Genomic DNA, 14,042 nt, shown 5'->3' on the forward strand with positions numbered 1-14,042 from the left:
ACATTCGGGCCGGGAATCAAAACAGGAAACATTTATGGGATTTCTAACCGGAAAGCGCGTACTCATCGTTGGCGTAGCCAGCAAACTGTCTATTGCCTCAGGCATCGCCGCTGCGATGCACCGCGAAGGCGCCGAGTTGGCGTTCACCTATCAGAACGAAAAACTCAAAGGGCGCGTTGAAGGCTTCGCCGCTGACTGGGGCTCCAGCCCGGAACTGTGTTTTCCCTGTGACGTAGCGGATGACGCTCAGATCGAACAGGTATTCGCCGAGCTCAGTAAAAAGTGGGATGGCCTGGATTGCATCGTGCACTCGGTGGGCTTTGCCCCCGGCGACCAACTGGATGGCGACTTTACCGAAGTGACCACCCGTGACGGCTTTCGCATCGCCCACGACATCAGTGCCTACAGCTTCGTCGCGCTGGCCAAGGCCGGTCGCGAGATGATGAAGGGCCGCAATGGCAGCCTGCTCACCCTCTCCTACCTGGGCGCAGAGCGCACCATGCCAAACTACAACGTGATGGGCATGGCCAAGGCTAGCCTTGAAGCCGGCGTTCGCTATCTCGCCAGCAGCCTTGGCCCAGAAGGCACCCGCGTGAACGCGGTGTCCGCTGGACCTATTCGCACCCTGGCTGCATCGGGCATCAAAAGCTTCCGCAAGATGCTGGCCTATAACGCCGCCCAGACACCACTGCGCCGCAATGTCACCATTGAGGAAGTGGGCAATGCAGGCGCCTTCCTTTGTTCAGATCTGGCAGCCGGTATTTCTGGCGAGATCATGCACGTGGACGGCGGTTTCAATACCACTGCCATGGGCAATATCGAAGAGTAAACAGCCATGCCGGGCAACCGGCAGGCAACAAAAAGCCGCTCTCTTCAGAGCGGCTTTTTTGTGTCTGGGAGCCCGAGCTATATCGGCGCCGATCATGTTACCGGCTGCTATGAGCCCGGTGTCTCATAGCGCAACGCCCAATAGAAGGCCGGGTTCCATCCCGGCCCCGTACGTGGCAGCCACGCCGCTGGTGGAGATGGAACTCGACACCCCACAAATCGTGCCTAATCCAGGAGCCTTTTTTGCTTCTACAGCATCGAGCGAATGAACGCGCTAAACGCAAAACCCGGTCCATGGACCGGGTTTGATATGCGACAGAATCGTTCGATAGGTTAGAAGCGCTCTATTTCCGCTTCTTCCTGTAACCGCTGTTGGACCGCGGCAAAGTCCTGCTCTCCGGTCTGCCCCGCGATAAAGCGTTCGAACATGGGCGATTCAGCTTCTGACAAGGCCTTCTCAGGCGTGGCAACGCCCTTCAGCTGAACAATCCAGCGACCGCCATCCGGCCGACGGAACTGGGCGAAGCCATCCTCGTCTGCATCCGGTCGCGGCATGGCGAACACACTGCGCAGCAGCGCAGGAAGCACGTCCTGGCTGTTGCGACCGACCGCCTCGTGCTCCTGCCAATCTGCACCGAGGGACTCGGCTAGTTGCGCAGGCTGGGCATCGCCAGAGCGTAACGTGGAGACCGCTTCGTCGGCGATACGCTCGGCCTTCTCAGTAGCCCGGCGATAACGCAGTACATCGACGATTTCCTCGCGCGCATCCTCCAACGACAAGGTCTCCTGCTTCATGTGCTCCTTGACCCGTAGCACGACAACTGTATCGGCATCCAGCTCAAGCAGAGGGCTGTTACGCCCATCGACCAGCACTTCCTCATCAAAGGCGGCCATCATGACCTTCGGATTGCTGGTCAGCCCTTCTCCGCCGGAACGTTCGACTGGACCGATGGTTTCGATTTCCAGGTCCAGGCTTTCCGCCGGGCCGACCAGATCAGCCGACTCATAGGCCAGATCCGCCAGTTCCTGCGAGGCCTCAACGAAGCGACGCTCGACCAGTTCAGTCTTGAGCTCCTGCTCAAGGCTCTCGCGCATCTCCTCAAGGGTCGGTAGGTCCGGAGCCTGCAGGTCGGTCAACTTGATCAGATGGTAGCCGTAGCTGGTGCGTACGGGCTCAGATACCTGACCCTCGTCCAGCGCTGACAGGGCTTCATCGAAGGCCGGGTCAAAGGCCCCTTGCACGGTGAACCCGAGGTCACCACCGCGATTGGCACTGCCACTGTCGTCAGAGTACTCCTTGGCGACGTCAGCGAAGTCCTCACCGGCCTGCAGACGCTCATAGGCTTCCTGAGTGCGGGCCAACGCAGCGGCCTCGTCTTCATCGATCTCTACCAGGATGTGCGCCGCACGGCGTTGCTCAACCAGGTTGCCCACCTCGCGTTGATACAGTTGCTCGATGGCCTGTTCATCCACCTCTACCTGGTCGAAAAAGTCGCGCCGGGAGAGCGTTACGGCTTCAAGCACCACTTTTTCAGGGGACTTGAACTGCTCCTTGTTCTCTTCGTAATGCTGCTGAACATCTTCATCGCTGATCTCGACGGCTTCATGCTCGGCAGCCACTTCCAGCACCGCGAAGTCACGGGTCTGATTCTCCAGCCGGGCCAGACGCTCACGTTCAGCCGGGGTAGCGAAGGCCGTTGCCTCATAGGCATTGCGCAGCTGAGCAATCAACAGCTCCTGGCGCACCAGATCGCGGAACGCCATGCGCGAGGCGAGCCCCATATTGCGGATTACGACATCGAAGCGGTCAGCACTGAACTGTCCATCCACCTGAAAATCGGGCGTACCGAGAATCAACTGGTCAATCATTTGCTCGGATACTTTCAGGTCCGCATCAGCGGCCCCTTCAAGCAGGACGGCGCGCTCAATAAGCCCATCGAGCACCGAAGCGCGCAGCAGGTTATCGTCGATCAGACTGGGATCGAAGTTCTCGTTACCCATCTGGCGCAATTGCTGAACCAGCTGCTGGCGTTGCAGAGAAACGGCCTGTTCCAGTTCTACTTTACTGATGACGGTCCCGTTCACTTCCGCTGCTTTCTCGTCGTCACTGGTAAAGCGACTGATCGATTCCCACCCCGTCAAAGCGAATATCAGCACAATGACGCCAACGATCACTTTCGCGACCCAGCTTTGCGCATTGTCCCTCATTTTTTGCAGCATCGTGCCCCCGAAGATCCTATTGTCAACAGCCCACTCCGGCGGCTGCTGGTCTTGCCAGAAACGCTAAACCATAAAACAAAAAAGGCGCATCGTCTGTGATGCGCCTTCTGGAAGTTCACGGAACCACAACCTTGCTCTCGCCTGGCGCCCCTGGGGGCTATCCACGCCGGCCGGGGTCCCGTCTGCATCCTGTCACCAAAGACTGACGGATGCCCTTCAATGTCAGGACGCTATCAGTTAACTGCGTCCTTCAGTGCCTTGCCTGCCTTGAAGCCAGGAATCTTGGCGGCGCTGATCTCGATGGGTTGACCAGTCTGCGGATTGCGACCAGTACGCGCAGCGCGCTCCTTCACGGCAAAAGTACCGAAACCAACCAGAACAACCGGATCACCGGCTTTCAAAGCACCAGTAACAGACTCGATGACCGCGTCCAGAGCACGACCGGCAGCAGCTTTCGGAATATCGGCGGATGCTGCGATGGCATCAATCAGTTCAGACTTGTTCACTTAAGTCCCCTTATATAATTTCAATGAGTAGTTAGTCGTTATGTAAGCTTATGGTCCTAGCAAAGCTCTAGCCAGTCAGCGTACCGCATGGGTCGAAGCACGCTTTATAGCAAGCGCTCAAAAACCGTGTCAAGGAATGCTTGAGAAACACGGCGTGCGGCAGGGAGCCCTGCGTTGCAAGGCTGCCCGCCCGAGCAGACCGTTCACACTCAATGAGTACTGATACGCTCCTTCGCGTCGGCCTCACGATTGTCATCCTTTGCAACTATCTCTTCAACCCCTTCCTGCAAGGGCTCCGGCATGTATTGCAGCGCAATCTGCAACACCTCGTCAATCCATTTCACCGGTTTGACCTCAATATTCTCCTTGATGTTGTCCGGGATCTCCTTCAAATCGCGCACGTTGTCGTGCGGAATGATCACCGTTTTGATGCCGCCTCGGTGTGCGGCGAGCAGTTTTTCCTTCAATCCGCCGATCGGCAAAACCTGCCCGCGCAGAGTGATTTCACCGGTCATGGCAACGTCAGCGCGCACCGGAATCTTGCTCAGTGCGGACACCAGCGCGGTGCACATACCAACCCCAGCACTTGGTCCGTCCTTGGGGGTAGCACCTTCCGGAACGTGGATATGGATATCATGTTTTTCATGAAAATCCGAAGCAATTCCGAGACTTGCGGCGCGACTACGGACCACAGTCAGCGCAGCACTGATGGATTCCTGCATCACGTCACCAAGCGATCCGGTCTTGATCTGACGGCCCTTACCGGGCACCACAACGGCCTCCAGGCTGAGCAGCTCACCACCCACCTGCGTCCAGGCCAACCCGGTCACCTGACCGATCTGATCAGCCTCCTCCGCCAGCCCGTACTTGAACTTGCGAATACCCAGATAGTGCTCGACCAGCTCGCTGTTCAGCACGACTTCGACGCCTTTGGATTTCGTCTTTCCATTGGCCAAATGCTCCCGCACCACCTTGCGGCAGACCTTGGCAATCTGGCGTTCCAGTCCACGCACACCCGCTTCGCGGGTGAAATACCGGACGATATCGCGCAATGAATCGACCGTGAACGTCAGCTCGCCCGCTTTAAGACCATTATTCTTGATCTGTTTGGGGATCAGATAGCGCTGTGCGATGTTGATTTTCTCATCCTCGGTATAACCGGGAATGCGAATAACTTCCATCCGATCGAGCAAGGGCGCCGGAATATTCATCGAGTTGGAGGTACAGATGAACATGACGTCGGAAAGATCGTAGTCAACTTCCAGATAGTGGTCGTTGAACGCGTGATTCTGTTCCGGATCCAGCACCTCAAGCAGTGCAGAAGACGGATCGCCGCGCATGTCCTGCCCCATCTTGTCGACTTCGTCGAGCAGGAACAGCGGATTGCGGACGCCGGCCTTGGTCATCTTCTGAATGATTTTGCCAGGAAGCGAACCGATATAGGTCCGACGGTGCCCGCGGATCTCCGCTTCATCGCGCACGCCGCCCAGCGCCATGCGAACGAACTGCCGGTTCGTCGCACGGGCCAGCGACTCACCCAGCGACGTCTTGCCTACACCAGGCGGACCCACCAGGCACAGCACCGGCCCCTTGAGCTTGCGCACGCGCATCTGCACGGCGAGATACTCAAGAATCCGCTCCTTGACCTCCTCCAGGCCGTAATGATCGTTCTCGAGCACATCCTGGGCGCGCTTGAGATCATGCCGGACTTTGCTGGCCTTCTTCCACGGGACGTTACACAGCCATTCAATGTAGGACCGCACAACCGTCGCTTCGGCTGACATGGGCGACATCATCTTGAGCTTGTTCAGCTCAGCGATAGCCTTCGCATGCGCCTCCTTGGTCATCCCGGCATCATCGATCTTTTTCTGGATGCCTTCCAGCTCGTTATTGCCCTCGTCCAGCCCACCCATTTCCTTCTGAATGGCCTTCATCTGCTCATTGAGGTAATACTCGCGCTGACTACGCTCCATCTGCTTCTTCACACGGCCACGGATGCGCTTCTCGACCTGCAACAGGTCTATCTCGGCATCCAGTACCCCAAGCACGTGCTCGACCCGCTCACGCAGCGGCAGGATCTCCAGAATTGTCTGTTTCTGGTCCAGCTTCAGCGTGAGGTGTGCAGCCATGGTGTCCACCAGGCGGCTCGGCTCCTCAATACTGGACAGAGAAGACACCACCTCGGATGGCACCTTTTTGCCGAGCTGTACAAACTGCTCGAACTGGCTCATCAGGCTACGAATCAATACCTCAGATTCACGCTCGTCCAGCGCGACTTCATCAAACAGCTCCACCCTGGCTTCCTGATACAGAGGAAGCTCCCTGACGCTATCAATCCGTGCGCGCTGTTCGCCCTCTACCAGCACCTTGACCGTGCCGTCAGGGAGCTTGAGCAGCTGCAGGATGGTAGCGACTGTACCCATAGCGTACAGGGCATCCTGGCGGGGGTCGTCGTCACCGGGTTCACGCTGGGCGACCAGCAGAACCTGCTTGTCACCAGCCATGGCTGCTTCGAGCGCCTCGATGGACTTGTCACGCCCGACGAAGAGAGGAATAACCATATGGGGATACACCACCACATCTCGGAGTGGCAGCAGGGGGAAATCGCTGAGAGTCGTCATGGCAGAGGCTCGCTAGCAGAGGGACGAATTCTGGACTCGTCCGTATATGAAATGTCCATGAATCAAAGATGGGGGCACGAAACGAAAAAAACAAGCTGCTTCACATGCCGTGTTACAGGAACAACAGAAAGGAAATGCGGGAAAAACAAAGAAAACTGCGTCACCGGGCGGTGACGCAGTCATAGCTGACCGCTCAGTCTTCGGGCATAGCCTTGGGTGGCTGCTCAACCGACTCGTAGATCATCAGCGGCTTGGCATCACCATTGATGACGTTCTCATCGATGACGACCTTGCTGACGTTCTCGTCGGAGGGAATGTCATACATGGTATCCAGCAAGACATTCTCCAGAATCGAGCGCAAACCACGGGCACCTGTCTTCCGCTCGAGCGCGCGCTTGGCGATAGACCGCAGAGCGTCAGTGCGGAATTCCAGCTCTACACCTTCCATCTCGAACAGACGAGCGTACTGCTTGGTCAGCGAGTTCTTCGGCTCGGTCAGGATCTGAATCAACGCGTCCTCATCCAGCTCGTCCAACGTCGCAATAACCGGCAGACGGCCGACGAATTCAGGAATCAGACCAAAGCGCACCAGATCTTCCGGCTCGACGTCTTTCAGCGCTTCACCGATCTTCTTGCCTTCGTCCTTGCTGCGAACCGCCGCACTGAAACCGATCCCGCTCTTTTCTGAACGATCACGGATAACCTTCTCAAGGCCAGCGAAGGCTCCACCACAGATGAACAGGATATTGCGCGTATCAACCTGCAGAAACTCCTGCTGCGGGTGCTTGCGGCCACCCTGCGGTGGCACCGAGGCAACGGTGCCCTCGATCAACTTAAGCAATGCCTGCTGCACGCCCTCCCCGGATACGTCCCGGGTGATAGACGGGTTGTCAGATTTGCGCGAGATCTTGTCAATCTCGTCGATATAGACAATGCCCATCTGAGCCTTCTCTACGTCGTAATCGCACTTCTGCAACAGCTTCTGGATGATATTTTCAACATCCTCACCAACATAGCCCGCCTCAGTCAGCGTCGTGGCATCAGCAATGGTAAAAGGCACGTTGAGCAGACGCGCTAGCGTTTCCGCCAGCAAGGTCTTGCCTGAGCCCGTCGGACCAATGACCAGAATATTACTCTTGCTCAGCTCGACGTCATCCTTGCCTTCGCGCTGATTGAGTCGCTTGTAATGGTTGTAAACGGCTACGGACAGAATCTTCTTCGCGCGCAGTTGGCCGATCACGTATTGGTCCAGAATACCGCTGATTTCCTTCGGTGAAGGGAGCTTTTGGCTGCTGCTCTCGGTCTGGTTTTCCTGCACTTCTTCACGAATGATGTCGTTGCACAGGTCAACACACTCATCGCAGATAAATACGGAGGGGCCGGCAATCAGCTTGCGCACTTCATGCTGGCTCTTGCCGCAGAAAGAGCAATACAGCAACTTGCCGTTGTCGTCACCCTTCCCAGTCATATCGGTCATCGAAAACCCCTGCTTACGGTTCACTCTTATCACAAAGATGAAGGCATCAACGCTGCTTTGCAAGCGCGATCCTGTCAACGTACGCCGCTCATTCGGTCAGAACAGCGGTACTTCCGAAGCGCATCCGAAGGTGCGCTCCAGCCGGCATTCAAGCCGGCGCCGGAGGTGACTGGCTGTTAGCCGGCCATTTCCCGGCTTTCAATCACACGGTCAATCAGACCATATTCAACCGCCTCACTTCCACTCATGAAGCGATCCCGGTCGGTATCGCGTTCAATCACTTCCATCGGCTGACCGGTGTGATGTGCCATGATCCGGTTGAGACGTTCACGGATGAACAGAATCTCCCGGGCATGGATTTCGATATCCGACGCTTGCCCCTGGAATCCGCCCAGCGGCTGGTGAATCATCATGCGCGAATGCGGCAGCGAGAAACGCTTGCCTTCGGCACCGCCGGCCAAGAGGAAAGCTCCCATGCTGGCGGCCTGGCCGATACACAAGGTGCTGACGTTCGGCTTGATAAACTGCATGGTGTCATAGATCGCCATGCCCGCGGTGACTGAGCCGCCCGGGGAGTTGATGTACAGGTGAATGTCCTTGTCAGGATTTTCCGACTCGAGGAACAACAACTGTGCAACCACCAGGTTGGCCATGTAATCCTCGACCTGACCCACGAGAAAGATCACGCGCTCCTTCAGCAGGCGCGAGTAGATGTCGTAGGAACGCTCGCCACGCGCGGACTGCTCTACCACCATTGGAACCAAGCCACCCGCAGCCTGAATAGTCGGCGCAAAGGGGTTATATGTATGTTGGGTCATGGATCGCTGTTACTCCGATTTAGCCTGTCGCATAAACACAGGAGCCAGCCCTAAGGCTGGCTCCATGCATTGCGTAATATGGCGACGAATAATTACTCGTCAGCGCCGGTTTCAGCCTCGCCGCCTTGCGCAGCTGGCTGAGCGGGTTTGACGGCGTCTTCGTAGCTGACCTGTTTATCAGTCACCTTAGCCTTCTGCAGCACAGTATCCACGACTTGCTCTTCCAGCACAACCGACTGTATTTCGGCGAGTTGCTGTTCGTTCTGGAAGTACCAGTTAACCACCTGCTCAGGCTCCTGATAAGCGGAAGCGAGATCTTCGATCATCGCCCGGACCCGGTCATTGTCAGGCTTGATGTCATTCTGCTTGACGACTTCGGCAACAATCAGCCCAAGGCTTACACGGCGCTTGGCCTGCTCTTCGAACAATTCAGCGGGCAGCTGTTCTGGCTTGATGTTGCCACCGCCAAACTGCTGTACCGCCTGCTCGCGGAGCCGATCAATTTCGCTGCTGAGCAATGCCTTGGGCACTTCAACCTGATTGGTAGCCAGCAGACCGTCCATCACCTGGGTCTTGGTCTTGCCTTTGATGGCCTGACGCAGCTCACGCTCCATGTTCTTGCGAACTTCGGCACGGAAGCCTTCCAGACCGCCTTCTTCCACACCAAACTTGGCGAAGAATTCATCGTTCAGCTCAGGCAGAACCGGCGCTGCGACGCTGTGGACAACCACTTCGAACTCTGCGGCCTTTCCGGCCAGCTCCAGGTTCTGATAGTCCTCAGGGAAGGTGACGTTCAAGGTCAGCGAATCGCCTGCTTTGGCGCCCACCAGCCCTTCTTCAAAACCAGGAATCATGCGGCCAGAGCCCAGCACGACCTGGCTATTGCTGGCCGTGCCGCCCTGGAAGGCTTCACCGTCGACGCGACCGGTGAAGTCGACAGTCAACTGATCTTCGTTCTGGGCCGCACGGTCCATTGCTTCAAAGACAGTGTTCTGCTTGCGCAGGATTTCGAGCATCTTTTCGAGATCAGCATCGGTCACTTCCGACTCGATACGCTCGACAGTGATGCCGTCGAAATCAGCCAGTTCCAACTCGGGATACACTTCAAACGTGGCGATGTACTCGAAATCCTTGCCTTCGTTCAGCTCTTTGGGCTCAACGCTCGGCGCGCCAGCAGGGTTCAGCTTTTCCTGCATGATGGCTTCGTAAAAGGAAGACTGGATCACTTCACCGATGACTTCCTGACGGGCAGAGCCGCCAAAACGCTTGCGAATCACGCTCATCGGCACTTTCCCTGGACGGAAACCATCGACCCGGGCGCGGCTGGCAGTTTGCTGCAAGCGCTTGTTGACTTCGTTTTCGATGCGCTCGGCAGGAATGCCAACGGTCATACGGCGTTCGAGGCCGGAGATGGTTTCAACCGAAACTTGCATGGAGAGTCCTCGTTGTACAGACAGTGTGATTGGACGAATTCTAAGGGGACAATATTCTATTCGCTCAGCACACAGAAGTCATCCTTTGCCAACCAACAAGATGCACGGGTTATCGATACCCCCGCAACTGCCACTCCGCCACCGGGCGTGACTCACTCGACTAGCGAGAGATTGCCGGCATGACGTATCAGCAGTGACCGGAACTGCTCCAGGACCATGGGTCGATGGAACAGATAGCCCTGGTAGCCGTCACAACCATGTTCATATAACCACTGGCGCTCTTCCTCGGTCTCCACCCCTTCAGCCACGCACTCCAGCCCCAGGCGCTGCGATAGCTGGAGTATGACCTCAACGATGGCCGCGTCCCGACCAGAACCGCTGATATCACGAATAAAGGACTGATCAATCTTGAGCTTGTCGATAGGCATATCCTTGAGATAACCCAGCGAGCAGTAGCCGGTTCCAAAGTCATCAATCGCCAGCTTCACGCCCTCGTCATGCAACAGCTGCAATGAGGCCAGGGCGTAGGACAGATCGTTGATCAGCGCACCTTCTGTGATCTCCAGCTCCAGACTCTGCGCCCCCAGCCCATAGTTCGCCAGGCATTCTCTGACCCGCCCGACAAACGCCGGCTGCTGGAAATGTGCGGCCGAAATATTGATCGATAACGGAACCGGGACCACCCCCTCATCCAGCCAGGCGCGAATCTGGCGGCATGCCGCATTCAGGACCCAGCGATCAATGTCGGCAATGAGCATGGATTCTTCTGCGATGGGGATGAATACGCCGGGTGATATCATGCCGCGTGTCGGGTGCTGCCAGCGCAGCAGTACTTCCGCGCCCGTCATTGCGCCGGTTTCAGCGGATATCTGCGGCTGGAAGTAAAGCTCAAAACCGTCGGTTTCCAGCGCGTGACGCATGTCGCTTTCCAGCTCCATACGCTGCTGCGCCGCCACGTGCATATCCTTGACGAAGAAATGATGACTGTTACCTCCACGACGCTTGGACTGATACATCGCCGTGTCGGCCTGCTTCATCAGGTCATCCAGGCTCTGCCCGTCGTCGGGATAGACCGCCACCCCGATACTTAAGGTACTGCGCAGTTCATGCAGACCAACGCGAACCGGCTGCGGAACCACGCTCAGCAACCTGTCGATAACACCTCCCACCTCTGCGGCCATATCCAGATCATTGGGGATATCCGTCAGGGCGATGGTAAATTCATCTCCACCCAGGCGTGCAACAAAATCCGACGCCCGTGCACAACGCCGGATCCGCTCGGCAATCTGACGCAGATAGTCATCACCGGCAGCGTGCCCCAGCGCGTCATTGATCAGCTTGAAACGGTCAAGATCGATAAACATAACAGCCACGCGGGTGCCATCGCGCGAGGCACGCGCCAGCGCTTCACTCAACCTGAGCTTCAAGGCGGTCCGGTTTGGCAACCCCGTGAGTTCATCATGATGCGCCTGCTGATACAGCTCGGCCTGCCAACGAGAACGGGACAACGCGATCGAGATACGTCTGACCGCTTGCAGCGCAGCCGGTAATTGCTCTCTGGCAAAGTCGGATCCCTGACGATTAGCGAGCACAACCACGCTCTCTGCGTTGCGCACCTGCAGGGGAACAACCGTCCAGCTCTGCACGTTCAGATCCAGGCTCGCATGGGACAACCAGGCTGGTCGTTCCACCGATAGCACCGCATCCTGCCCCTCAAGCTGCCGAATGGCCTGGCTGAAGCCTGTCGCATCGATGTGCGGCGACTGCATCGGCGACTCCCCAGCTTCGATGATCAGTTTCTGCTTATCGCGCTGCTCGACAATAATGATCAACCACTCGCTACCAAGTAATTGTCTTATCTGCTCGGCGACCTGGCTGACCACATGCTCCGGATCCATGGCCGAGAGAATCAGCCGATCAATATCCGCGAGCGTCTCCAGCTGGTGGAACTGTAGAGCCAGCTTGGCCATCATGCCGTTGAATGAATCCGCAAGCTCTTCGAATTCGTCGCCGCTACTGACCACAACCGGCTTGTCCAGGCGCCCACCTCCGACCCGAGCGGTCGCGCGACGTAGCATGTCCAGCGGTCTGAGTACGCGGCGGATATGCCTGATACTCAGCATCAACGCCGCCAGCATTGCGACGAGGATGATAACAACCATAGAAAAGCCGAACCGCCCTGAAGGCGCGAAAAATCTATTTTCCGGCTCGCTTAGTACCACGGTCCAGTTATGGTCCATTCCCAGACTACGAAGAAACACTTCCCAGTAGATCGCCCGCATGTCGCGCTCGGCATCGCGCCATGAGAAAAACCCCGACGCCCCATGTAGCGGATCTGCGGTGAAGGATCGCAAGGCGGCTTGACCGTCCGGCGTATTACAAAATAGAGCGACCTGCTGCTCGTCGATCACGCAGATCCGTTGATCGTCTGGTAGCTGTACGACGTCCCAAAGATAGTCGTGACGTATCTGTGCAACGAGCGTCTCGCCACCTGAGCGAACAACAGCCATGATCGCAGGCGCATTCGCGCCACCGAGCATGCGTATCCAGAAGCCTTCAGACCCATCGTCGGGCACCGAGCCAAGTGCTACTTCCAACATCCACGGCGCAGGCTCTTCTGGCTCCAACCAGAGCGGACTGACATATACACCCTCCGCGTCGTAGGCGGGACGAAGCCATATTGCGCTGGGTGTGACGGTTACCAGTTCCGGGTGCAGCGCTGCGAGCCGCAGATCACCGGCCACGCGCTGGAGACGCTCGAACAGACTCATACCAAAATGTTTGGCGTCCCGGTGCAACTGGTCCCGGTGCTGAACTGAAAGATGATCAGATACCTGCAGCAAGGTGACCGAAGCCAGCACCAGCACCGGCAGGGTTATTGCCAGAAAAAGAAAACCAAATAGACGGCGAGCGAAGCGGCTGTTGAATGTGTGGCAATTGATATTCACCGGTCAGTACTCTGAGGCCAGCCCAACGTAACTGCCGTTGTTTGCCCGCACGATGTCGTCTCGCCCAGACCTGGAAGTGAAGGTCTGATTGGTGACGCCATTCTCGCCCATGCTATAGAGGTCATAATCGGTATTGACCGGCACCAGATTCTTGTCCTTGCGCATACCGCCCTTCCCATTCCCCGGCAGCGTTGAGAAGTTCAGGAACTGATAGGGGTTTTCCCAGGGATCACGCATTTGCGCCAGACCTACGTCAGCGAGGCTCAGAGGGAGTTTGCGATTAATGGCATAGAAGCGCTCGATGCTGGCTTCGATGGTGACGATATCTGCGATAGCAGAGGTTACCTTTGCCTGTTCCACGTAGCGCTGATAGCTGGGCAGCGCTATCGCAGCCAACAGGCCGACTATCACTATCGCGAGCAGAAGCTCGATCAGAGTAAGACCGTCGATTCGCTTAGTATCAAAGGGGCGCAGCTGCATTCCATTGCCTGAGTCTGGTGCTTCACAGCAGTGTAGTCTCGTGATGGCATATTGCCAACCAGCGCACGTCGCACAGCGACAGGAGGTAGGGGCGAAGACAGTACAAACAAGGGAAAGGACGAAGACTATGAGGGGACGAACTGTTACGCGTGCTACCAATATCTAAAGCCGCCGCACTGAGCCAATCGGTAGGGCACCGATTATCATCAGGAGGTACAAAAAATGGTGCGGATGGGGAGACTCGAACTCCCACACCTTGCGGCGCCAGAACCTAAATCTGGTGTGTCTACCAATTCCACCACATCCGCTAAACCGGTCTTGCATGAAAAACGCCAGGCGGGAGCCTGGCGTTTTCAGAATATGGGGTGGACGATGGGTTTCGAACCCACGACACCAGGAGTCACAATCCTGTGCTCTACCAACTGAGCTACGCCCACCATATACAACCCGTCACAACTACAATTTCTGCTCTGCTTCACGTGCAATGCGGCTGGTGCGCCCGGCAGGACTCGAACCTGCGGCCATCCGCTTAGAAGGCGGATGCTCTATCCAACTGAGCTACGGGCGCCTGGTTCACATTATCGACACCCGTCAAAGGGTATCTGAAAACGTGCGCTGTACAAGCCGGAGCCGGTAAAACCATGGAGCCTGATCGCCTTCCAAAACCACGTCACCGTGTTCGTGAAGCGGGGCGAATAATACTCAGCCACT

General features: G+C 56.9%; 9 protein-coding genes and 3 tRNA genes. 1 reads left to right on the forward strand and 11 read right to left on the reverse strand.

Features of this window, described 5'->3' with window-relative positions:
- The first annotated feature begins 34 nt into the window (after positions 1-34).
- A complete protein-coding gene (fabI, locus tag FHK95_RS07725) occupies positions 35-829 on the forward strand; it encodes an enoyl-ACP reductase FabI (RefSeq protein WP_150304019.1) in 795 nt (264 codons plus the stop codon).
- 332 nt (positions 830-1,161) lie between these two features.
- Here the strand turns inward: fabI and FHK95_RS07730 are convergent, their stop codons facing one another.
- The 11 genes from FHK95_RS07730 to FHK95_RS07780 all read right to left on the reverse strand — a co-directional run bounded on the left by FHK95_RS07730 (position 1,162) and on the right by FHK95_RS07780 (position 13,899).
- Complete coding sequence (locus tag FHK95_RS07730) at positions 1,162-3,048, reverse strand: SurA N-terminal domain-containing protein (RefSeq protein ID WP_150304020.1); 1,887 nt, start codon at positions 3,046-3,048, stop codon at positions 1,162-1,164.
- A 233-nt stretch (positions 3,049-3,281) separates the two neighbouring features.
- Positions 3,282-3,554, reverse strand: coding sequence for a nucleoid-associated protein HU-beta (gene hupB, locus FHK95_RS07735; protein ID WP_150299011.1), 273 nt, complete (start codon positions 3,552-3,554; stop codon positions 3,282-3,284).
- 209 nt (positions 3,555-3,763) lie between these two features.
- Complete coding sequence (gene lon, locus FHK95_RS07740; protein WP_150304021.1) at positions 3,764-6,175, reverse strand: endopeptidase La; 2,412 nt, start codon at positions 6,173-6,175, stop codon at positions 3,764-3,766.
- A 193-nt stretch (positions 6,176-6,368) separates the two neighbouring features.
- Entirely contained in the window at positions 6,369-7,652 is a 1,284-nt protein-coding gene (gene clpX / locus FHK95_RS07745) for an ATP-dependent Clp protease ATP-binding subunit ClpX (RefSeq protein WP_150304022.1), read from the reverse strand.
- A gap of 176 nt (positions 7,653-7,828) precedes the next feature.
- Positions 7,829-8,470, reverse strand: coding sequence for an ATP-dependent Clp endopeptidase proteolytic subunit ClpP (clpP, locus tag FHK95_RS07750; RefSeq protein ID WP_150304023.1), 642 nt, complete (start codon positions 8,468-8,470; stop codon positions 7,829-7,831).
- A gap of 92 nt (positions 8,471-8,562) precedes the next feature.
- On the reverse strand, positions 8,563-9,903 hold the full coding sequence (tig, locus tag FHK95_RS07755; protein ID WP_150304024.1) for a trigger factor: 1,341 nt from the start codon (positions 9,901-9,903) through the stop codon (positions 8,563-8,565).
- Between the two features lie 152 nt (positions 9,904-10,055).
- Positions 10,056-12,851, reverse strand: a complete 2,796-nt coding sequence (locus tag FHK95_RS07760; RefSeq protein WP_150304025.1) for a putative bifunctional diguanylate cyclase/phosphodiesterase — start codon at positions 12,849-12,851, stop codon at positions 10,056-10,058.
- 3 nt (positions 12,852-12,854) lie between these two features.
- A complete protein-coding gene (locus tag FHK95_RS07765; protein WP_150304026.1) occupies positions 12,855-13,331 on the reverse strand; it encodes a prepilin-type N-terminal cleavage/methylation domain-containing protein in 477 nt (158 codons plus the stop codon).
- Positions 13,332-13,554: 223 nt separating this feature from the next.
- Positions 13,555-13,639 (reverse strand) — tRNA-Leu (locus FHK95_RS07770).
- Positions 13,640-13,692: 53 nt separating this feature from the next.
- Positions 13,693-13,768, reverse strand: a tRNA-His gene (locus tag FHK95_RS07775).
- 54 nt (positions 13,769-13,822) lie between these two features.
- Positions 13,823-13,899, reverse strand: a tRNA-Arg gene (locus FHK95_RS07780).
- Between the last annotated feature and the right edge of the window lie 143 nt (positions 13,900-14,042).

The organism is Pseudomonas saliphila, from assembly GCF_008638345.1.
Lineage (GTDB): Bacteria > Pseudomonadota > Gammaproteobacteria > Pseudomonadales > Pseudomonadaceae > Halopseudomonas > Halopseudomonas saliphila.

What these genes read in the sequence shown, in the direction of transcription:
- fabI (WP_150304019.1), top strand. Translation starts at nt 35, where the DNA reads ATGGGATTTCTAACCGGAAAGCGCGTACTCATCGTTGGCGTAGCCAGC.
- FHK95_RS07730 (WP_150304020.1), bottom strand. Translation starts at nt 3,048, where the DNA reads ATGCTGCAAAAAATGAGGGACAATGCGCAAAGCTGGGTCGCGAAAGTG.
- lon (WP_150304021.1), bottom strand. Translation starts at nt 6,175, where the DNA reads ATGACGACTCTCAGCGATTTCCCCCTGCTGCCACTCCGAGATGTGGTG.
- clpX (WP_150304022.1), bottom strand. Translation starts at nt 7,652, where the DNA reads ATGACCGATATGACTGGGAAGGGTGACGACAACGGCAAGTTGCTGTAT.
- clpP (WP_150304023.1), bottom strand. Translation starts at nt 8,470, where the DNA reads ATGACCCAACATACATATAACCCCTTTGCGCCGACTATTCAGGCTGCG.
- tig (WP_150304024.1), bottom strand. Translation starts at nt 9,903, where the DNA reads ATGCAAGTTTCGGTTGAAACCATCTCCGGCCTCGAACGCCGTATGACC.
- FHK95_RS07765 (WP_150304026.1), bottom strand. Translation starts at nt 13,331, where the DNA reads ATGCAGCTGCGCCCCTTTGATACTAAGCGAATCGACGGTCTTACTCTG.